Origin of the sequence: Herbaspirillum sp. Sphag64, assembly GCF_014192645.1 — a bacterium.
In the GTDB taxonomy this organism is placed as follows: domain Bacteria; phylum Pseudomonadota; class Gammaproteobacteria; order Burkholderiales; family Burkholderiaceae_D; genus Herbaspirillum.
Genome location: NZ_JACHYE010000001.1, coordinates 164,743 through 184,001, shown reverse-complemented (window position 1 = coordinate 184,001; position 19,259 = coordinate 164,743). Strand labels below are relative to the sequence as shown.

Sequence of the window (19,259 nt, the reverse complement as noted above, 5' to 3'; positions counted from 1 at the left end):
GATGGAGGAGTCGCAGGAACAATTGCCCGACGAGCTGGTGCGCATCCTTGATGTGTTGTTTGCTGACCATCATCAGAACCAGGCACCGCTGTCATTGGCTCGCCTCTCCAAGCGCAGCGATCTGCGCATGAGTACCTTGCGGCGCTTTCTGACAGCACTGGAAGAGGCCGGTATCGTCACCGTTGAGTTGCGCGAGGATGGCACTGGAAGTGCCTGTCTGACGGCCGCCGGCTTGCAGTTGCGTGGTTGAGCTCACGCCGCTTTCCTCGCTTCGATGTCATGCTTCAGAGCAAAGCCGTAACCACCTTGGCAATGGTCCTGAGCGCTTTCTCGATCTCGGCCGTCCACGGATAGCTGTAATTGAGGCGGATGAAATGGCTGTAGCGGTTATTGACTGAAAAAATCCGGCCCGGTGCAATCGTGATGCCCAGCACCAGACAGCGCCGGTACAACTCCATTGCCTCCACCTCCGGTGGCAACTCTACCCACAATACGTAGCCACCAGCCGGCGCAGATACTTTGGTTCCGGCCGGGAAAAAGCGCTGCACAAAATGGCGCATCAGGTCACGCTGTTGCAGCAGGCTACGGCGTACGCGTCGCAGATGCCGTTCATAGCCGCCTTGCGTCAGGTATTCGGCAATCGCGCGCTGCGGAATCGTCGGGCTGGCAAGCGTATTGAGAAATTTGAGTTTTTCGACCTGATCGCGATAGCGTCCCGGCATGGCCCAGCCAACCCGATAGGCCGAAGTCAGGCTCTTGGAAAACGAAGAGCAATGGAGCACCAGACCATCGCGGTCATAAGTTTTGAGCGAGCTGGGATGGGCATTGCCAAAAAACAATTCTCCATAGACCGCATCCTCGATCAGCGGCATGCCATGCTCATGGGCCAGTTCCACCAAACGCTGCTTGTGGCTGTCGGGCATCATGGAGCCGAGCGGATTCTGAAAATTCGGCATCACCATGCAGGCCGCAATTTTCTGTGTGGCCAGCACCGCTTCAAGCGCATCCAGATCAATCCCCGTGACCGGATCGGTCGGGATTTCCACCACCCGCATGCCCATGCGTTCAATCGCATGCAGGATCGCGTAAAAAGTCGGTGTTTCCACCGCAATAGTGTCGCCCGGTTGTGCCACTGCCTGCAGGCAGAGATTGATCGCTTCGGTGGCACCGACGGTGATGATGATGTCGTCCGGGTCAATGATCAGACCGGACTCCAGATAACGTCGAGCGATTTGTCGCAACAATTCCGGATAGCCTGGCGGCAGATCATTGAGCACGCTCAAGCTATCGCTGCTACGCGTGATTCTGCTCACCATCTGGCCGATACGCCGGGCCGGGAACAGGGCAGGATTCGGATAGGGAGAGCCTAATGGTACGGTGCCATCCTGTTGAATTGCCTTGAGCGTGGCCAGGACCAGGCGGCTGACATCGACCTCATGTGGTTCCTGTGCCGCCGGATGGGTGGTAGGCAGGATGCTTGTGGTAGTCGGTGTCGTGGTGACTGGCGCTGTCTTACGCACGAAATAGCCCGATTGCGGATGGCTCTCGATGATGCCACGACTCTCTAGCAACGCGTAGGCACGCACCACGGTCGTCACGCTGAGCCGATGCTGCTGGCTAGCGATACGCACCGAACTGATGCGCTCTCCGGGTTGCAATACGCCGGCGCTGATCGATGCCTCCAGTTCGTCGGCGAAGCGCCGGTAGAGCGGTAGCACTTGCTGGTCGTTATCCGGACGCGATGAGGATGGCATGCTTTTTGATTTCTACTGTTAGAGTAGCGGCATGTTTGATTGATTAACTGACTAAACAAAACTGACTGAACAAAATTAACATGCCGCGGTGCTGTGTTACCGCGCATTCTACAGAAAGGATTGACGATGATCACCGTGCATCACCTGAACAACTCCCGCTCGCAACGTGTGTTGTGGCTGCTGGAAGAGCTGGGCCTGGAATATGAGATCAAGCACTATCAACGAGACCCCAAGACCATGCTGGCGCCGCAAGCGCTGCGTGAGGTGCATCCGCTGGGCAAGTCACCGGTCATCACCGATGGCGAGCAGATCATTGCCGAATCGGGCGCGATTATCGAATACCTGGTCGAACGCTATGGTGAGGGGAAATTCATTCCAGCCGTCGGTACGCCAGAGCGGCTGCGCTATCGCTACTGGTTGCATTATGCGGAAGGCTCGGCGATGCCTTTGCTGGTGATGAAGCTGATCTTCGGTCGTATTCCGGCTGCAGTGCCGGCATTGATTCGGCCGATTGCCCGGATGATCTGTGGCGGCTTTATTGCGCAGCGCTTGAACCCGCAACTCACGGCACACCTGCATTTTCTGGAAGCCGAACTGGCGCGCAGTCGGTGGTTTGCAGGAGATGCCCTTACGGCGGCAGATATCCAGATGAGTTTTCCGCTGGAGGCCGCTCATTCGCGCGGTGGCCTTGATAGCCACTATCCTAACCTGCTGAAATTCCTCGAAGCGATTCATGATCGCCCCGCCTATCAACGTGCACTGGAGCGCGGTGGTCCGTATCAGTTGCTGCGCTGATTACATAGCGGCGCAAAGCCAGCAGTTGCGCTGGCCCTGGGAGGCAGGCGAAAATAGGCCCATAACGATGACTAGAGAGCAAAAAAATGAGTTTTTTCGCCAGTTTTTTGTTGATCCTCTTGCTCGTGCTGATCAGCGCCTTTTTTTCCTGCGCTGAAATTTCTCTGGCGGCTTCGCGCAAGATACGCCTAGAAATGCTGGTCAGAGACGGCGAGCCCAATGCTCAACGTGTACTCGATCTGCAAGCACAGCCTGGCAACTTCTTCACGGTGGTACAGATCGGTCTGAACGCCGTCGCCATTCTCGGCGGCGTTATCGGTGAGCCTGCATTGACGCCACATTTGGTCGATGGTATCGGCAGAATTTATCAGGGACCATGGCTGGATAACCTCAGTTTTTCGATCTCTTTCCTGCTGGTGACTGCATTCTTCATTCTGTTTGCTGATCTGATGCCCAAGCGGCTCGCGATGCTGGCGCCGGAGAGAGCGGCGCTCACGCTGGTGGGCCCGATGCTGATGGTGGAAACCTTGCTCAAGCCCCTGATCCTGCTATTCAACGGCTTGACCAAGATGTTCTTCACCTTGTTTGGCTTGCCTCAAATGCGCCATGACGTGATCACACCCAATGAGATCCATGCAATGGTGGATGCGGGTGCTGAGGCCGGCGCTTTGCTACATCAGGAGCATCATCTGATCGGCAATGTGCTGGAGCTGGAAAACCGTTATGTGCCTTCGGCCATGACGCAGCGCGAGAGCATTGTCTATTTTCTGGTGACTGATACCGAAGAAATCCTGCGCCAGAAAATCATCGGTCATCCGCATTCGCGGTTTCTGGTCTGCGGCAATAATATCGATGATGTACTTGGCTATATCGACAGCAAGGATGTCCTCAAGCGTCTGCTCAAAGGGGAGAATTTTTCCCTGCATGACAAAGCGCTGGTACACGTCCCGCTGTCGATACCAGACAGTCTCAATCTGTGGGAAGTACTGGAACGGATGAAGGCGTTCGACCAGGATCTGGCCGTGGTCGTCAACGAATATGCACTGGTGGTCGGCATCATCAGCATCACCGATGTGACCAACGTACTCATGGGGAATTTGTTGAGTCTGCCAGCCGAAGAGCAGCAAATCGTGCGGCGTGACGAAAACTCCTGGCTCATGGATGGTCTGACGCCGCTGGCCGAAGTGATGAATGCGCTCAGTATTGACGACTATCCCAATCCTCTGGGTTATGAGACGCTGGCTGGATTCATCATGTACATGCTGCGGCGGATTCCCAAGAAGACCGATTTTGTCCTCTTTTCAGACTACAAATTCGAGGTTGTCGATATTGAAGGCAACAAAATCAACCAATTGCTGGTCACACGCTTCAAGTCGGAAAAGAGCGACGTCGAGCCAGTCTGAAGAGCTGTTTCTGATCAGCGCCAGCCGTCAGTAAAGGGGAGGGGTAACCGACCAGGAACCCTCATGTTAGCTGCACGATCAATCATCTCTTACCTTTTTAGTCTTGCTGTCCTGCTGGTATCGCTTCCAGTGATGGCACAGGCACCAGTCATGCTGGCCAATGTCTATCGACCAGGAATCGTGCTCAGCGATTATTGGGTCAGCGAGAAATATGATGGCGTGCGTGCCTATTGGGATGGGCAGCATCTGTATACGCGTGGCGGTGAATTGATTGCGGTACCGGCATGGTTTATCGCGGGCTGGCCGACACAGGCGCTCGATGGTGAATTGTGGGCCGGTCGCGGCAAGTTCGCGATTGCCGTCTCAACGGTACGCACGACGCAACCGAATGATCAGGCCTGGCGCGCAATGCGCTTCATGGTCTTTGATCTGCCGCTGCACGGCGGGAACTTTGACCAGCGCCTGCCAGCATTGCAGGTACTCGTGCCTAGTATCGGTCTGCCCTGGGTCATTGCCGTTTCCCAGCAAAGGATTAGCAGCCACGCTGTCTTGCAGGCTTACATGGAAAAGGTGGTTGCAGAGGGCGGTGAGGGTGTCATGTTGCACCGTGGTAGCTCGCTGTATCGAGCCGAACGCAATGACGACCTGCTCAAGTTCAAGCCGTTCGAGGATAGCGAAGCGATTGTCATTGGCTACACCGCCGGCAAGGGTAAGTACCGTGACATGGTCGGTGCCTTGCTGGTCGAAACGCCTGAAGGATTGCGCTTCAAGCTCGGCAGTGGTTTATCGGATACGCAGCGTCGGCACCCGCCGGCAGTGGGTAGCCGCGTGACCTACCGCTATCGTGGCATCAATGCTAGTGGCATTCCACGCTTTGCGGTATTCATGCGGGTGCGTGAAGACTGAGGGCTACAAGCTTAGAAGGCTATTTTGCGATCACTCAGATTGACTTCCGAGACCTGGGAGTTGAGTGTCCAGAAATCGTACAGCACACCGAGGCCAAGCAAGCCGCCCGTGACCAGATAGAGAAGGCCAGTAAGCCATTTGCCAATATACATGCGGTGTATGCCAAAGATACCGAGGAAGGTCAGCAACACCCATGCAATGGAATAATTGATCGTACCGCTGGTAAAACGGATAGCTGCCTCGCGGTCCATCGTGGGGATCAGGAACAGGTCAACCAGCCAGCCAATGCCAAGCAAGCCGAGCGTAAAAAACCAGATCGTGCCGGTGATTGGTTTGCCGTAATAGAAACGGTGCGCACCGAGGAAACCAAAAAGCCACAGCAAATAGCCGATGACCTTGCTGTGTGTATTCGTGACGTAAGTTGTCATGGCGAGTTCCTGATGACTGAAACAATAATTAATGAAAAGGTGACCGTTCGCATTATGCACTGCTGCGATTATTGCTTGCGAGTATGAGTTCGGAGTGCGCCAGTTTATTTCCCTTCGGCAGGTGTTTTTCAAGTGGTGTAAACTAGAAGGCTTACTGAATCAGCCAACAAAATCTGTCACCCGCCATCATGCCGCGACAGCAAGAATCACCTGCCAGCCCTTCCAGGGGCCCCTTTTTGTCTCCCTCATTGATCGTTCCGCTCATCGTCGGCTGTGCCTTGTTCATGGAAAACATGGATGGCACCGTCATTGCGACTTCCTTGCCAGCATTGGCTCGGGATCTCGGGCAAGACCCGATCACACTCAAGCTGGCACTGACATCCTATGTGGTCAGTCTGGGTGTATTCATCCCGATTTCCGGATGGGTAGCAGACAAGGTTGGCGCACGTACCATTTTTCGCTCAGCGATGGTCACATTCCTGACCGGTTCTATCCTCTGTGCGCTATCGAATTCGCTATTCACCTTCGTCGCAGCGCGCTTATTGCAAGGTATCGGTGGTGCCATGATGGTACCGGTTGGTCGTATCATCATTGCGCGTTCGGTATCCAAATCGGAACTGGTGCGTGCGATCAGTTACCTGACTTTGCCTTCGCTGATGGGGCCGGTGATCGGACCGCCGCTGGGTGGCTTTATCACGACCTATTTTCATTGGCGCTGGATTTTCCTGATCAACGTCCCCGTCTGTCTGCTGGGCTTGTATCTGGCCGGTCGCTTCATCGAAAATTTCCGTGAGCCGGATGCGCCCCCGCTGGATATCCAGGGTTTTATCCTGACCGCCTGTGGTGGTGGTCTCGCGATGCTCGGTTTTTCATTGCTGGGAACGGATTTACTGGCATCCTGGCTGCCGCCGGTGATGTGTGTCGTTGGTGTGCTGGCGCTGCTGCTGTACTTCCGTCATGCGCTGCGCAGCGAGCATCCCTTGCTTGATTTGCGCCTTCTGAAGATCCCGACCCTGCGCGCCAGCGTGCTCGGCGGCTCGTTGTTTCGGGTCGGTCTGGGGGCGGTGCCGTTTCTGCTGCCACTGTATCTGCAAGAGGGACTTGGACTCAATCCGTTTGAGGCCGGTACCGTTACCTGTGCGTCGGCGTTTGGTGCGATGTTCATGAAAGCCTTGGCGTCGACGGTGTTGCGACGCTATGGCTTTCGTAAGGTACTGATGTTCAATGCAGTGCTGGCGGGGATGGCGATTGCGTCTTACGGTCTGTTCACTTCCGGTACGCCGTATCTGATGATGATGGCGGTGGTGTTGCTGGGTGGCTTTTTCCCCTCGCTGCAATTTACTTGTCTCAATTCGATTGCTTATGCCGACATCAGCAGCCGCGATGCCGGTCGCGCTACCAGTTTGGCGAGTGTGGTGCAGCAATTATCACTGGGCATGGGTGTGACCATTGCCGGTCTGGTATTACAAATTTCGAATCATTTGCAGGGCCACCCACACATTGTTGAAGCGGATTTCTGGCCGGCGTTTCTTGTGATCGGATTGTTTTCAGTGGCCTCAGTGCCCGTGACCAGCCGCTTGCCTCGCAATGCTGGTGCGGAACTGGCGCGGGGATAAGTTTTTGAAATTGGTGGCAGGAGACGGCTATTTTGGGGCTGATTCTGGTCGATTTTCTTCGCTTAATTTATAGATTTTATATCTATAATTTCCTATTGGAAATATTGCAAGATCCCCGTATTTTCTGCTTCTGTCGCCAATTTCACTCCTCTTAAGATCGCACGGTTATCAATAGCTAAATTTACATAGCTAGACTTTATTAAGCGACAGGTTTATACTGTTGTCTGTCTCAAAGACAACTTTTTTTCAACTATCAAAGTAATTCCTGACCCGCCTGCGGGTTGTCACGTTTTTCGGCTCGTTGATTTTCGATACGAGTTTGGAATGCAACCATCGTCGATCGCAGTGTCATCGCGTATTGATTTCAATGCCGCCTCGTGCGGTAGCCGGTTCTGTTTTACATCGTCAAGTCCGATGTTGCTCCACGTGAGCAAGCGAACCACTACAAATCGTTCAATTTGCCATTCAGGCTGCGATTTTCTGCGCTGATAGAAATCGTCCCCGATGGCGCAACAGGGAGTAACCATGACGCAATGTTTGCGCAACGTCATTGGTGGCGGAGCCATTTTCGTTCTCGTCATCGCTGGCCTGATTCACTGGATCGGCCTGGATGTGATCACGCACTATCGCAGTGACCTTATCTACTACGCTACTCGCCATCTTGAGCTTGTCCTTTGGTCGATGCTGCTGGCGTTGCTGGTAGGTATTCCGGCGGGTATCGCACTGAGTCGTCCAGCACTGGCGCGGGTCGCGGAGTCGCTGATCCAGATCTTCAACATCGGTAACACTATCCCCTCGATTGCCGTACTGGCACTCGCACTGGCCGCCTTCGGTATCGGTAACTGGCCGTCCATCATCGCGTTATGGCTGGCCTCGCTGCTGCCTATCGTGCGCAATACTTTCGAAGGTTTGCGGGCAGTCCCGGTCTCCCTACGCGAAGCCGCCAAGGGGATTGGCATGAAACCCTATCAAGTGTTGCTGCGCGTTGAGTTGCCGAATGCGTTGCCCATCATCGTGGGGGGCATTCGAACTGCGCTGGTGATCAACGTCGGTACGGCACCGCTGTCGATGCTCATCGGTGGTGAAAGTCTGGGCGGCCTCATTTTCCCCGGCATCTATCTGAACAATCATGGCCAGCTTCTGGTCGGCGCAGCCGCTACGGCACTGCTGGCGCTGGCACTGGATGCGCTGGTGAACTTGCTGAGTAACTGGTATCTGTCGCGCCGTGGTTTGCGCTGATCAAGGAAAGGACCAATATGAAAAAAATACTCTCTTCGCTACTCATGCTGTGTGGGTTAACCGGGCTGTCGATCACACATGCTGTGGCAACGCCGCTAGTCATTGGCGGCAAGAACTTCACCGAACAATTGCTGATCTCGACCATGACGGCACAATATCTGCAGGCGCAGGGCTATGAAGTACAGCTCAAAAATGGACTGGGTTCAACGCTCATGCGTAGCGCACTGGAAAGTCGACAGCTCGATATCGTCTGGGAATATACCGGCACTTCTCTGATCGTCTATAACCACGTTGAAGACAAGCTCGATGCTGCCGAAGCCTATGCCCGCGTCAAAGCACTCGATGCCCGAATCGGCCTGGTCTGGCTCAATGAGTCAGCACTCAACAATACTTATGCCTTCGCCATGCCGCGCAAGGTGGCAAAGGCCAACAACGTCCACACGCTGAGTGATCTGGGACGCTTGATCCGTCAGCGACAGGCTGCGGGGCCATGGCCGGGTGTGGGTGTTGATTTTGAATTCGGCTCGCGTCCAGATGGACTGTTGCCGATGCAGCAGTTGTATGGCTTCAAGCTCAAGCGTAGCGAAATCAAGCAGATGGATCCGGGACTGGTCTATACCGCATTACGTAACCGGCAATTGCTGGCCGGGCTGACTTATTCGTCGGATGGCCGCATCCAGGGTTTTGACTTGACGCTACTGGAAGACGATCTCGGTTACTTCGCTCCTTACAAGGCGACACCGGTCGTGCGTGCCGATGTGCTGGCACAGCATCCGCAACTGGCCGATCAGCTCAATGCCTTGTCGGCGGTTATCGATACCAAAAAAATGAGCGAGCTCAACAAGCGGGTCGACATTGATCAGGAACCGATCAGCCAGGTGGCGCACGATTTTCTGCAGCAACAGGGCTTGTTGTCCGACACCACCGGTAAGCCCGATGCACCAATAGCACCCGCTGAACCAGTTGTGCCGGCAGTGCCTTCCGAGGCAGTCGTTCCGGCACCTGTAGCTGAACCTGCACCTGCACCTGCACCTGCACCTAAAGGTGCACCAGTCATCGGCAATGACAGTAATCAAGCCAATGGGAGTACGCCATGAGTCTGATGCACTATCTGGCTCAGGATTGGCCAAACATTCTTCAACTGACGCTGCAACATCTGAAGCTGGTCGGTATTGCTGTCAGTCTGGCCATTGTAGTGGGTGTTCCGCTGGGAATCCTGATCACCCGCCATCGCTGGCTGGCCACGCCGGTACTGGGTCTGGCAACAGTTGTTCTGACGCTGCCATCGATCGCTTTGTTTGGTCTGATGATTCCGTTGTTTTCGCAATTTGGAGTTGGCATTGGTCCCTTGCCAGCGATCACCGCAGTGTTTCTCTATTCGCTGTTGCCGATTGTGCGTAACACCTATCTGGCACTGGACAACATCGACAGCGGCATTCAGGAGGCTGGCATCGGGATTGGCATGACCTTCTGGCAGCGCTTGCGCATGGTTGATCTGCCGTTGGCGACCCCGGTGATTCTGGGTGGTGTGCGCAGCGCGGTTGTCATGAATATTGGCGTCATGGCGATTGCTGCCGTGATCGGGGCAGGTGGGCTGGGTGTGCTGATTCTGCATGCGATCAGTCAGAGCAACCTGCAAAAACTGGTGGTAGGCGCTGTGCTCATCAGTGTATTGGCGATTGTTGCCGACTTGTCGCTGCAGGCCCTGCAACGACTTTTGACACCGAAAGGACTGCAAAAATGATAGAACTCGATCAACTGAGCAAAACCTATACCCGCAAGAACGACAAGCCCGTCAAGGCAGTCGACAGCGTCAGCCTTAAAGTCGAGCAAGGCCAGATCTGCGTATTTCTTGGGCCTTCCGGCTGCGGCAAAACCACCACGCTGAAGATGATCAACCGTCTCATCACGCCAACGTCCGGGCGGGTTCTGCTCAATGGTGAAGACACAGCGGGCATCGATGAAGTCAGCTTGCGTCGCCACATTGGCTATGTGATTCAGCAGGTCGGCCTGTTTCCCAACATGACCATTGAGGAAAACATCACCATCGTGCCGCGCCTGCTGGGCTGGGACAAAAAGCGCTGCCGCGAACGTGCCACCGAGCTCATGGCCATGGTGGCGCTGGATCCCAAACACTATCTCAAGCGTTATCCGCGTGAATTATCTGGTGGACAGCAGCAGCGAATCGGCGTGATCCGCGCCCTTGCTGCTGATGCACCGGTACTGCTCATGGATGAGCCGTTTGGTGCGGTCGACCCGATCAATCGTGAAGCCATTCAGAATGAGTTCTTCCAGATGCAGCGTCAGCTCAACAAGACCGTCATCATGGTCAGTCATGATATTGATGAGGCCATCAAGCTGGGCGATCAGGTTGCCATCTTCCGTGCTGGCAAGCTGGTACAGCTTGATCATCCAGACGCCTTGCTGGCGCGTCCGCAGGATGAGTTCGTCAGTGCCTTTCTGGGGCAGGATCATACCCTCAAGCGCTTGCTGCTGGTGCGCGCCGGTGATGCCGCCACTACGCCGTTGACGGCCACACCGACACTGTCGTTGCAGCAAGCGATTGGTCTGATGGAAGAGCAGGATGCGCGTTACCTGACTATCACTGATGCAGACAATCGGGCGCTGGGTTACGTCAGCCGCCGCGACCTGCGCGTGCGCAGCAAAGAAAGTGGTCAGGACCAGCAGGTCATCGGTGACGGATTGATTCGCCCGTTCGTCCTCAACGCTGCGCCGGACGAAAATCTACGCGTGGTGCTCTCGCGGATGTATCAGCACAGTACTAGCTGGATGCCGGTGATTGATGCCGAGGGCGGCTATCTCGGCGAAGTCACGCAGGACTCCATTGCCGACTATCTGAGTTCAGGTAAATCGCGTGGCTTGCGGATGGCGGCCTGATTGTCAGGGTAACTCGTTATTTGACGGACACTGTGGCATCCCTGACCTGTACCGCTTTGGGAATCAGTTTGTAGCGCCAGAAGGTGTTGGCAACATCTTGCTGCGCGTCGATGATGGCTGGGGTGAGTGGATAGAATACGCCCCAGGCTTGTCGTCGCAATGCCAATTGCCAGATTTTTTGCGCTACCCGGGTATCTTTTTCAAGGAAGCCAGCAGTCTCATCGATGTGCTCTTTGGCACGTTGTTCTGTGTCGTTGAGTAGTTCTAGCGTGATGCGCAAGAGTGTCGGGTAAGCACTGGCAAATTTTACCGGTGCGACATAAAAACTATATTGCAGCGGTAACTTGCTGGCCGTGATCAGCGGACGTGCACCAATACTTTGTTCGATATCGGCCAGCCTTGGATCAGGCAGGACCCAAGCCGCTACGTCGCCACGTTCAAAGGCTGAGCGAGCTTCACTATATTGGAGATAGGCGACATTGACTTCATCCGTTTTTAAGCCTTCCTGTTCAAACGCCTTGAGCAACAGATACTGGCCGGCTGAGCCTTTGGCCACCGCAATTTTCTTTCCTTGCAGATCCCGCAGACTATGCGCGTTTGAGCCTTGTGGCACAACGATGGCATAGTTGTCCTGATAGGCACCGGTATATCCGACATAGCGGATTTCAGGAGCGCCACCGGCCTGCGCCAGTACGGGAGGGGTCGAGCCGACGTAACCAAAATCAATGTCGCCAGCATTAAGTGCCTCAATCATCGGCGGACCGAACGGGAACTCAAACCATTTCACGTTCACGCCATAGGGTGCCAAGACCTTTTCCAATACACCACTGGCTTTGAGGATGACCAGGCTATTACCTTTCTGGTAGCCGATGCGAAATTCCTTGGGATAAAGAATAGCGGCGTCGGCATTGGTCATGATCAGACATAACGGCAGCAACAATAGTGACAACCGTGGTATCCGTGATACCAGAAACTGCATGGGAAGTTTGAAGAAAGTCAGGAGGGACATGGAAAGGCCAGACAAGAAGGAAGCTGGCCTCAGAAGATAGCATTACGAGATGCAAAAATTAAGGATCATTTCTGCATGTCGATATGCGCTGTTCAGTTGTTACGCGGGTGAAAGCTGGCGATGCATGAACATCGCCTTGCCAGCAGCAGGGTCGAGTTCGTAATCGATAAAGCCGCAAGACTTGTACAGCGAACGTGCCACCTTATTGCCCCCCAGGACTTCCAGCGTGATCTTGCAGCAGTCGAGCTCGCGCGCACAGCCTTCTACCGCTTGCATCAACAGCTTGCCAACACCACGACCGCGGAATGAAGGTGCGACCGCGAAGTCGTGAATATTGAGCAGTGATTTACACGCAAAGCTTGAAAAGCCTTCGATGCAATTGGCAAAGCCCGCAACCTGTTCTCCCTCAAAGGCCAGCAACACATGAATCGTAGGACGCTTGCGCAGTTCCGCGATCAGGTTGTTGCGCACGAAAGGGGAAATGCCCTCACCACCGCCCATCGGGTCGCTGGCATAGGCATCAAGCATGGCAAGGATCGCCGCGCCATGTTGTGGATTATTCAGATCAGCTTTGATAACGTGAATCACGGTTCCCCTTTCGTGTTGGCTTGTAGACGTGATCAAGACGGTAGCTTATCGACCGCGACCACCTGAGCGATGGGTCAGGGCCGATGGGCGCGCAGCTGGGCCACGGCTTTGGCTGGCACCAGCCGGACCTTGTGGGCGGCCAGATCCGCCAGGACCACCTTGGCCACCTTGACGTGGCTTGGCCGATTGTCCTTGCCCCTGACCTTGACCTTGTGTTCCGGCAGGCTTTCTCGGTTGTTGTGCGCGCGGCTGGCCACCGGCGTTGCCACCATTTCCGGCATTGCCGCCGCGCCCACCGCCGCCACCTTGACGCTGACGATTGCCATGACCGCCGCCACCGCTACGTAACTGGATCGGTTGTGGCTTTGCCTTCGGATCGGGTTCAAAACCCTCGATCACTTCCACTGGAATCTCGCGCTTGATGAAGCGTTCGATGTCATGCAGCATGTCGCGCTCGTCGATACACACCAGTGATACAGCGGAGCCGGTTGCTCCGGCACGACCGGTACGGCCGATACGGTGGACATAATCTTCCGGGACGTTCGGCAGATCGTAGTTGACCACGTGTGGCAACTGGTCGATATCGATACCACGTGCGGCGATATCGGTGGCGATCAGGGCGCGCAGCTTGCCATCCTTGAATTCGCTCAGTGCGCGCGTACGTGCGGCCTGGCTCTTGTTGCCGTGGATTGCCATGGCGCTAATGCCATCTTTTTCCAGTTGTTCCACCAGCTTGTTGGCACCGTGCTTGGTACGGGTAAATACCAGGACTTGATGCCAGTCATTGGTTTGCATCAGATGCGCCAGCAATGGATGCTTCTTGTCGCGATCCACCGGGTGGATCTTTTGACCGATGACTTCCACGGTTGAGTTGCGACGGGCAACTTCGATCATCGCAGGGGAATTGAGCAGGCCATCGGCCAGCGCTTTGATCTCATCCGAAAAAGTCGCCGAGAATAACAAGTTCTGGCGTTTCTTTGGCAATACTGCCAATACCTTGCGGATGTCGCGGATAAAGCCCATGTCGAGCATGCGATCAGCTTCGTCCAGCACCAGAATCTGAATATTGCGCAGGTCAACGGTATTTTGCTGCATGTGGTCCAGCAGACGGCCCGGTGTTGCCACCAGAATATCGACACCTTGCTTGAGCAGGCGAATCTGCGGATTGATTCCGACACCACCGAAGATGCAGGCAGAGGTCAGGTTCAGATATTTGCTATAGGCGCGTACGCTTTCTTCGACCTGTGCCGCCAGTTCGCGGGTCGGAGTCAGGATCAGTGCGCGGATAGGCACATGGCCATTGATTTTGACGCGTTCAACGGAAGACAGGCGTTGCAGCAATGGCAACGTAAAGCCAGCAGTTTTACCGGTGCCGGTTTGTGCACCGGCCAGCAGGTCTCCGCCACCGAGAACGGCAGGTACGGCTTGCAGCTGGATAGGAGTAGGAGTGGTATAGCCTTGTTCGGTAACGGCACGAACGATTTCCTCGGAAAGACCGAGAGCAGAGAATGACATAGTGGATTTGAATAATATCGGCCTGTCGCCGCAAAGGGCGCCAGTCGCAGGCAAACGGGATTGAAACGTCGGGAGGACAGCGGACTTTGACTGGAGAATGTGCCGCACGGGGCGCAGTATAGCAGGTGTGGCGGGGCGAATGGCAGATTTTGGTGGCGTAGTGTTTTGTAACACTGCTGGCTGGCATTCAATCCGGGCGCTGTGCCGCCAGAAATTCGAGCACGGGAGGTAATACCAGCTTGCTCTGCATCAGCCCGCCAAAGTGCGTAACCCCGGGTAGGGAGACGAATTGGCCTTGCGCCAATTGTGCGGTCGCGCTTTCTACCGCGGCATGCCGGGCATCGGCATCACCGCAGAACATCAGGCAGGGCATGTCGATTAATGGCAGCACGTCAGCCATGTCTAGCCGTGGTTGTTGAGCTGCTGCGGCCAGTGCTTGCAGGTCGTTGGCGCGGATCAGCATGCGCACTTCTTCGGCAATACGTTCGTTGAGTACGCTTTCAAATGCGGTGATGAAGGCTGCCGGATCACTGCCATCGATGCCTTTGAAGGCATCCCAGCTGTTGTCAGCATAAGGGTGGGCGGCACCCAGAATCAGTGAGCGTAGGCGCTCACGGGCATGTTGTGCCAGACCATATCCTACCCAGCCACCAAGCGAATAACCGCAAAAGTGTACCTTCTCCACCTGCAGATCATCCAACACGGCAACCACATCTGCTGCGCGTTGCTGTTGAGTGTAGGCTGCACTGTCATGCGGTTTGTCGCTCAAACCATGCCCGAGTGCATCGGGCACGATGACGCGGTAATGACGTTGCAATACTTCGGTGAAACCAAAGAAACGCCAGGCCTGCGAGCCGCTGGTGAAGCCATGATGCAGCAGCAGGTCTGGGCCGTCACCGTTGACTTCGTAGTGAATGCGCCGTCCGGCACTGATGGCAAAGGGCATGGCTCGGTTCAGGTTTTCGGTCTGATTGCAGATCAGGCAAACTCCGACAGCAGATTGACCTGCTGCGAGAAGATCTTCGGATTGCCTGCTAGAACATCACCCTTGTAGAGATAATCGGACTCGCCCTTGAAGGAGCCGACAATACCACCGGCTTCGCTCACCAGCAGCGAGCCTGCAGCGATATCCCAAGGCTTCAGACCTTTTTCGAAGAAGCCATCGAGACGACCGGCAGCAACATAGGCCAGATCTAGTGCTGCTGCACCGGGACGACGCAGGCCGGCCGAATTTTCGGTCATGATGCGGAACATCTTCAGGTATTCATCCATACCGGCCATATCACGGAACGGGAAACCAGTACCGATCAGGGCATCAGCGATCTTGTCGCGCTTGCTCACACGAATGCGTTTCTCGTTCAGGTAGGCACCAGCGCCCTTGGAGGCGGTAAACAGGTCATTGCGGGTTGGATCGTAGACGACCGCTTGCGTGATCTGACCGCGTTGTTGTAGGGCGATGGAGACACAGTATTGCGGGAAACCGTGGATGAAATTGGTCGTGCCGTCGAGTGGATCGATGATCCAGACGTTGTCATTTTCGTCGTGCAGATTGGCGGAGGCGCCAGACTCTTCGGCCAGGATCGCGTGGTCAGGATAAGCTGACTTGAGGATCTCGATGATCGCTTCTTCAGCGGCCTGGTCGACTTCGGTGACGAAGTCGTTGTGCTGCTTCTTGGTGACCTTGAGCAAGGACACGTCAAAGGACGCGCGGTTGATGACGGCGGCGGCGCGGCGGGCTGCCTTGATCGCCGTATTGAGCATGGGAGGGATAAGCATCCTGAAGGTTCCGTTAAAATGGCGTCCTCGCGCCGGCTTTTAGGCCGCACGAGAAGTGCACAACAATGAAATTAATGAGCGGTGCAGCGTCTGAAAATACTCTGGCAAGCTTGCCAGGATGCCAAGGTCAGCTTCAACATTGCTGCCTGACAAGGTGTTTCGGGACGTGCGAATCGCGCTATTTTAAATGAACATGCATGAACATGCCAAAAATCGATCATTCTGTTTTCAGACGCCTGCGTTTTGTGTTGGTAGAAACCAGCAGTCCGGGCAATATCGGCGCGGCTGCACGCGCCATCAAAAACATGGGCTTTGGGGAGCTGGTGCTGGTCAATCCGCGCTTTCCCGACGCTTTGCAGGCGGAGGCAGCGATCGCTTTTGCCAGTGGTGCGCAGGATGTCCTGGCAGCAGCACGGATCGTCAGCTCGGTCGACGAGGCATTGCAGGGCTGTAATTTTGCCGCTGCGGTGAGTGCGCGCCTGCGCGAGTTTTCTCCGCCGGTGGTGACACCACGACAACTGGCTACGCAGCTACAGGCCGATGAAGCGCTCCATGCTGCCCTGATTTTTGGCAATGAACGTTTCGGGCTGCCCAATGAGGTGGTGCAACAGTGCAATGTACTGATCAATATTCCGGCCAATCCAGACTACTCATCGCTTAATCTGGCACAAGCGGTTCAGGTGCTGGCCTACGAATGTCGGATGGCGGCGCTGGAGGCGAGCGAAGCGGCTGCTACAGGCGTGGCACGGCAGCCTGAGGGTGTTATTGGTTTTCATGGCGAGATGGCGGCGTTGACGGATATCGAAGGCATGTTTGCGCATCTGGAAGAGGCCTTGATAGCGATTGAGTTTCTCAATCCTGATAGCCCGCGAAAGTTGATGCCGCGTCTGCGTCGGTTGTTTGCGCGCACGCAGCTGGAAACGGAAGAAGTGAATATTCTGCGCGGTATTGCACGCCAGATATTGAGTCCAAAGCAAGAAAAACAATCAGAGAAAAAACAAGAAGGAAAACCGAAGTCATGAGCAAGTTGAGTCTGGATCGTATCCTGCAGTCGCAGGGTTTTGGGTCGCGCAAATATTGTCGTTCCTTGATTGAGGATGGCGAGGTAGCCATCCATGGTGAAGTGGTCGATGATTACCGCGCCGTGATCAATACCGAAGGTCTGGTGTTTACCCTGTTTGAGGAAGAATGGACCTACTACGAGCACGTCTACATCGCCATCAACAAGCCAGCCAATATCGAATGTTCACGCAAGCCCAGTCACCATCCGGGAATCCTGACGATTTTGCCCGAGCAATTCAGCTGGCGTGATGTACAGCCGGTCGGTCGGCTCGACCATGACACGACAGGCTTGCTGCTGATGTCCGATGATGGTGCGTTCATTCATGCACAGTCCTCACCGAAGCGCCACGTACCGAAGGTCTATGCGGCTACGACGCATGAACCAGTCACGGATGCCTTGATCGCGCAATTGCTCGCCGGCGTACAGTTGCATGATGAGACAGCGCCACTGGCTGCCGTGAGCTGCCGCAAGCTGGAAGAGTATGTGCTGGAGATTGTTCTGGAGCAGGGCAAATATCATCAGGTCAAGCGGATGCTGGCAGCGGCCGGCAATCATTGCAGTGCATTGCGCCGCATTGCCATTGGCGGCTTGCAACTGGATGCACTGGCGCTGGAAGAGGGCGAGTGGTGTTACCTGGAAGCTGAGCAACTGGCCTTGCTGGTGCCGCAATCATAAAAATCAGTAGCGGCGCCCAGCAGGCAGGGTCGTCAATCAATGACGGGTATCGGTTTGCGGTACGACGTCAGCGGGGCTGTCGGCAGTAAACAACTGGGCGCAGTCGACGGCATCAAACTCGTAGTGCTGACCGCAGAAGTCGCAATCAATGGCCAGCTTGTCCTGGGCTGACAGCGCTTCGGCGATTTCTTCTTCGCCCAGCATCTTAAGCATGTTGCCGACTTTTTCGCGCGAGCAGGAACAGTGGAACTGCGGTTGCTGCGGTTCAAAAACGCGGATTGTTTCTTCCCAGAACAGGCGATGCATCAACGTATCGATATCGGTGCTGAGCATTTCTTCCGTACGTAGCGTGTTGCCAAGCATGGCAAGCCGGTTCCAGGTGTCCAGCTCCTCTTCGGGGCTGATGTTGGCGATGTCCTTGCCACCGACGTTAGGCAACTTCTGTAGCAGCACGCCGCGTGAGACTTTGTCATCAGCTGCCAGCCATAGTCGGGTATCGAGTTGCTCAGAGCGCAGCATGTAGTTCTCGATCACGCTGGCGACGTTATCACCATCGAGGGGAACAATGCCCTGGTAAGCTTGCTGGCCAGGCAATTTGTCTTGCGGATCCAATGTGATCACGAAGCGTCCCTGACCATTGGCGTTGACCAGTTGGGTCAGCGCGGCATCGTCACTGATGACGGCATCCTCACCGATTTTGGCGGTGGCGCGCAGGCGCAGATCAGAGTCACATTCCACGACCAGCAGTTTGACCGGGCCATCACCATGAATCTGCATGATGATCATGCCATTGAATTTCAGGTTGGCCGATAGCAGCGCCGCGGCCGACATCATTTCGCCCAGCAGGGTCTGGACTGCCTTCGGGTAAGCGCGACGGGCCAGTACATGGCGCCAGGTGTCGGTCAGCTCCACCAGTTCTCCGCGAACCGGTGCGTTTTCCACCATGAATTTTTGCAGCGTATCTTTCATTATGTCTTTCTGTGTGCTGTGCGCCGGATAATACCGGTGCGCAGCAAATTGCCCGTATTTCGATGACGCGTCAGGCGATGCGTTTGAGACTGGTTTTAAACAATTGGGCGCGTTGTACATAGCTGGCGGTGCCTGCCTGCATACGCGCGATATCTTCGTCGGTCAGGGTGCGTGCGACTTTGGCTGGCGCACCGATGATCAGTGAATTGTCAGGGTATTCCTTGCCTTCAGTTACCAGTGCGCCGGCCCCAACCAGACAGTTTTTGCCGATCTTTGCACCGTTGAGCACGACAGCCTTGATCCCGATCAGGCTGCCGTCGCCGATCGTGCAGCCATGCACCATGGCTAGATGACCGATCGTGACATTGTTGCCGATCTGCATGGGGTAGCCGATATCCGTATGCAACACGGCACCTTCCTGGACATTGCTGTTTTCACCGATGTGAATCAATTCGTTGTCGCCCCGAATGCTGACGTTGAACCAGACGCTGGCGTGTTCCTCCAGTTTGACTTTGCCGACCACCACAGCGGACTCCGCAACATAGGCCGTTTCGGCGATTTCAGGGGTGTCTTGCTCAAGTCGGTAAATAGCCATAATAAAATTGTCTCCTCGTTTTTTCGATAG

Annotated in this window: 19 protein-coding genes and 1 pseudogene; 11 read left to right on the top strand and 9 right to left on the bottom strand. The window is 55.2% G+C overall.

Annotation, left to right across the window (positions count from 1 at the left end; all coding sequences use genetic code 11):
- Position 1: 1 nt before the first annotated feature.
- The gene (locus FHW66_RS00830) at positions 2 to 250 is read left to right on the top strand and encodes a helix-turn-helix domain-containing protein (RefSeq protein ID WP_183377822.1); all 249 of its coding nucleotides are present in this window, start codon (positions 2 to 4) and stop codon (positions 248 to 250) included.
- A 34-nt stretch (positions 251 to 284) separates the two neighbouring features.
- Here FHW66_RS00830 and FHW66_RS00825 read toward each other — a convergent pair whose 3' ends face one another.
- Entirely contained in the window at positions 285 to 1,754 is a 1,470-nt protein-coding gene (locus tag FHW66_RS00825) for a PLP-dependent aminotransferase family protein (RefSeq protein WP_183377821.1), read from the bottom strand.
- A gap of 126 nt (positions 1,755 to 1,880) precedes the next feature.
- On the opposite strand from FHW66_RS00825, the gene FHW66_RS00820 reads away from it, so the two are divergent.
- The 3 genes from FHW66_RS00820 (at position 1,881) to FHW66_RS00810 (ending at position 4,858) form a co-directional block, all read left to right on the top strand.
- Entirely contained in the window at positions 1,881 to 2,549 is a 669-nt protein-coding gene (locus FHW66_RS00820) for a glutathione S-transferase (RefSeq protein WP_183377820.1), read from the top strand.
- A gap of 86 nt (positions 2,550 to 2,635) precedes the next feature.
- The gene (locus tag FHW66_RS00815) at positions 2,636 to 3,952 is read left to right on the top strand and encodes a hemolysin family protein (RefSeq protein ID WP_183377819.1); all 1,317 of its coding nucleotides are present in this window, start codon (positions 2,636 to 2,638) and stop codon (positions 3,950 to 3,952) included.
- Between the two features lie 63 nt (positions 3,953 to 4,015).
- Entirely contained in the window at positions 4,016 to 4,858 is an 843-nt protein-coding gene (locus FHW66_RS00810; protein WP_183377818.1) for a DNA ligase, read from the top strand.
- 11 nt (positions 4,859 to 4,869) lie between these two features.
- On the opposite strand, the gene FHW66_RS00805 is transcribed toward FHW66_RS00810, so the two are convergent.
- Complete coding sequence (locus FHW66_RS00805) at positions 4,870 to 5,286, bottom strand: TM2 domain-containing protein (protein ID WP_183377817.1); 417 nt, start codon at positions 5,284 to 5,286, stop codon at positions 4,870 to 4,872.
- Between the two features lie 284 nt (positions 5,287 to 5,570).
- On the opposite strand from FHW66_RS00805, the gene FHW66_RS00800 reads away from it, so the two are divergent.
- The 5 genes and pseudogenes from FHW66_RS00800 to FHW66_RS00780 all read left to right on the top strand — a co-directional run bounded on the left by FHW66_RS00800 (position 5,571) and on the right by FHW66_RS00780 (position 11,039).
- A complete protein-coding gene (locus tag FHW66_RS00800; RefSeq protein WP_183378608.1) occupies positions 5,571 to 6,902 on the top strand; it encodes an MFS transporter in 1,332 nt (443 codons plus the stop codon).
- A 525-nt stretch (positions 6,903 to 7,427) separates the two neighbouring features.
- Positions 7,428 to 8,141, top strand: a complete 714-nt coding sequence (locus tag FHW66_RS00795; protein WP_183377816.1) for an ABC transporter permease — start codon at positions 7,428 to 7,430, stop codon at positions 8,139 to 8,141.
- A gap of 44 nt (positions 8,142 to 8,185) precedes the next feature.
- Positions 8,186 to 9,055 (top strand): annotated as a pseudogene (locus FHW66_RS00790) (glycine betaine ABC transporter substrate-binding protein); the annotation flags it as partial.
- Positions 9,056 to 9,234: 179 nt separating this feature from the next.
- Positions 9,235 to 9,885 carry an ABC transporter permease gene (locus FHW66_RS00785; protein ID WP_183377814.1) on the top strand — a complete coding sequence of 217 codons (651 nt, stop codon included), beginning with the start codon at positions 9,235 to 9,237 and terminating at the stop codon, positions 9,883 to 9,885.
- Complete coding sequence (locus FHW66_RS00780; protein WP_183377813.1) at positions 9,882 to 11,039, top strand: ABC transporter ATP-binding protein; 1,158 nt, start codon at positions 9,882 to 9,884, stop codon at positions 11,037 to 11,039. Before FHW66_RS00785 ends, FHW66_RS00780 begins: the two co-directional genes overlap by 4 nt.
- Before the next feature lie 16 nt (positions 11,040 to 11,055).
- Here the strand turns inward: FHW66_RS00780 and FHW66_RS00775 are convergent, their stop codons facing one another.
- The 5 genes from FHW66_RS00775 to FHW66_RS00755 all read right to left on the bottom strand — a co-directional run bounded on the left by FHW66_RS00775 (position 11,056) and on the right by FHW66_RS00755 (position 15,927).
- Positions 11,056 to 12,048 (bottom strand): aliphatic sulfonate ABC transporter substrate-binding protein, encoded by a 993-nt coding sequence (locus FHW66_RS00775; RefSeq protein ID WP_183377812.1) that lies wholly within the window; start codon positions 12,046 to 12,048, stop codon positions 11,056 to 11,058.
- 99 nt (positions 12,049 to 12,147) lie between these two features.
- Positions 12,148 to 12,636 carry a GNAT family N-acetyltransferase gene (locus FHW66_RS00770; protein WP_370543420.1) on the bottom strand — a complete coding sequence of 163 codons (489 nt, stop codon included), beginning with the start codon at positions 12,634 to 12,636 and terminating at the stop codon, positions 12,148 to 12,150.
- A gap of 45 nt (positions 12,637 to 12,681) precedes the next feature.
- Positions 12,682 to 14,151 carry a DEAD/DEAH box helicase gene (locus FHW66_RS00765; RefSeq protein WP_183377811.1) on the bottom strand — a complete coding sequence of 490 codons (1,470 nt, stop codon included), beginning with the start codon at positions 14,149 to 14,151 and terminating at the stop codon, positions 12,682 to 12,684.
- 187 nt (positions 14,152 to 14,338) lie between these two features.
- Positions 14,339 to 15,097 carry an alpha/beta fold hydrolase gene (locus FHW66_RS00760; RefSeq protein ID WP_183377810.1) on the bottom strand — a complete coding sequence of 253 codons (759 nt, stop codon included), beginning with the start codon at positions 15,095 to 15,097 and terminating at the stop codon, positions 14,339 to 14,341.
- A 32-nt stretch (positions 15,098 to 15,129) separates the two neighbouring features.
- A complete protein-coding gene (locus FHW66_RS00755) occupies positions 15,130 to 15,927 on the bottom strand; it encodes an inositol monophosphatase family protein (protein ID WP_183377809.1) in 798 nt (265 codons plus the stop codon).
- A gap of 197 nt (positions 15,928 to 16,124) precedes the next feature.
- Between FHW66_RS00755 and FHW66_RS00750 the strand changes: the two genes are divergently transcribed.
- On the top strand, positions 16,125 to 16,949 hold the full coding sequence (locus FHW66_RS00750) for an RNA methyltransferase (RefSeq protein ID WP_183377808.1): 825 nt from the start codon (positions 16,125 to 16,127) through the stop codon (positions 16,947 to 16,949).
- Positions 16,946 to 17,665 carry a pseudouridine synthase gene (locus tag FHW66_RS00745; RefSeq protein WP_183377807.1) on the top strand — a complete coding sequence of 240 codons (720 nt, stop codon included), beginning with the start codon at positions 16,946 to 16,948 and terminating at the stop codon, positions 17,663 to 17,665. The genes FHW66_RS00750 and FHW66_RS00745 overlap by 4 nt, the downstream gene beginning before the upstream one ends.
- Positions 17,666 to 17,701: 36 nt before the next feature.
- On the opposite strand, the gene hslO is transcribed toward FHW66_RS00745, so the two are convergent.
- Together hslO and FHW66_RS00735 are read right to left on the bottom strand one after the other, a co-directional pair.
- Positions 17,702 to 18,634, bottom strand: a complete 933-nt coding sequence (gene hslO, locus FHW66_RS00740) for an Hsp33 family molecular chaperone HslO (protein WP_183377806.1) — start codon at positions 18,632 to 18,634, stop codon at positions 17,702 to 17,704.
- A gap of 70 nt (positions 18,635 to 18,704) precedes the next feature.
- Positions 18,705 to 19,229 (bottom strand): gamma carbonic anhydrase family protein, encoded by a 525-nt coding sequence (locus FHW66_RS00735; protein WP_183377805.1) that lies wholly within the window; start codon positions 19,227 to 19,229, stop codon positions 18,705 to 18,707.
- Between the last annotated feature and the right edge of the window lie 30 nt (positions 19,230 to 19,259).

What these genes read in the sequence shown, in the direction of transcription:
- FHW66_RS00810 (WP_183377818.1), top strand. Translation starts at nt 4,016, where the DNA reads ATGTTAGCTGCACGATCAATCATCTCTTACCTTTTTAGTCTTGCTGTC.
- FHW66_RS00780 (WP_183377813.1), top strand. Translation starts at nt 9,882, where the DNA reads ATGATAGAACTCGATCAACTGAGCAAAACCTATACCCGCAAGAACGAC.
- FHW66_RS00800 (WP_183378608.1), top strand. Translation starts at nt 5,571, where the DNA reads ATGGAAAACATGGATGGCACCGTCATTGCGACTTCCTTGCCAGCATTG.
- FHW66_RS00775 (WP_183377812.1), bottom strand. Translation starts at nt 12,048, where the DNA reads ATGTCCCTCCTGACTTTCTTCAAACTTCCCATGCAGTTTCTGGTATCA.
- FHW66_RS00755 (WP_183377809.1), bottom strand. Translation starts at nt 15,927, where the DNA reads ATGCTTATCCCTCCCATGCTCAATACGGCGATCAAGGCAGCCCGCCGC.
- FHW66_RS00820 (WP_183377820.1), top strand. Translation starts at nt 1,881, where the DNA reads ATGATCACCGTGCATCACCTGAACAACTCCCGCTCGCAACGTGTGTTG.
- FHW66_RS00735 (WP_183377805.1), bottom strand. Translation starts at nt 19,229, where the DNA reads ATGGCTATTTACCGACTTGAGCAAGACACCCCTGAAATCGCCGAAACG.
- FHW66_RS00805 (WP_183377817.1), bottom strand. Translation starts at nt 5,286, where the DNA reads ATGACAACTTACGTCACGAATACACACAGCAAGGTCATCGGCTATTTG.
- FHW66_RS00785 (WP_183377814.1), top strand. Translation starts at nt 9,235, where the DNA reads ATGAGTCTGATGCACTATCTGGCTCAGGATTGGCCAAACATTCTTCAA.
- FHW66_RS00795 (WP_183377816.1), top strand. Translation starts at nt 7,428, where the DNA reads ATGACGCAATGTTTGCGCAACGTCATTGGTGGCGGAGCCATTTTCGTT.
- FHW66_RS00765 (WP_183377811.1), bottom strand. Translation starts at nt 14,151, where the DNA reads ATGTCATTCTCTGCTCTCGGTCTTTCCGAGGAAATCGTTCGTGCCGTT.
- hslO (WP_183377806.1), bottom strand. Translation starts at nt 18,634, where the DNA reads ATGAAAGATACGCTGCAAAAATTCATGGTGGAAAACGCACCGGTTCGC.
- FHW66_RS00815 (WP_183377819.1), top strand. Translation starts at nt 2,636, where the DNA reads ATGAGTTTTTTCGCCAGTTTTTTGTTGATCCTCTTGCTCGTGCTGATC.
- FHW66_RS00825 (WP_183377821.1), bottom strand. Translation starts at nt 1,754, where the DNA reads ATGCCATCCTCATCGCGTCCGGATAACGACCAGCAAGTGCTACCGCTC.
- FHW66_RS00830 (WP_183377822.1), top strand. Translation starts at nt 2, where the DNA reads ATGGAGGAGTCGCAGGAACAATTGCCCGACGAGCTGGTGCGCATCCTT.
- FHW66_RS00760 (WP_183377810.1), bottom strand. Translation starts at nt 15,097, where the DNA reads ATGCCCTTTGCCATCAGTGCCGGACGGCGCATTCACTACGAAGTCAAC.
- FHW66_RS00750 (WP_183377808.1), top strand. Translation starts at nt 16,125, where the DNA reads ATGAACATGCCAAAAATCGATCATTCTGTTTTCAGACGCCTGCGTTTT.
- FHW66_RS00745 (WP_183377807.1), top strand. Translation starts at nt 16,946, where the DNA reads ATGAGCAAGTTGAGTCTGGATCGTATCCTGCAGTCGCAGGGTTTTGGG.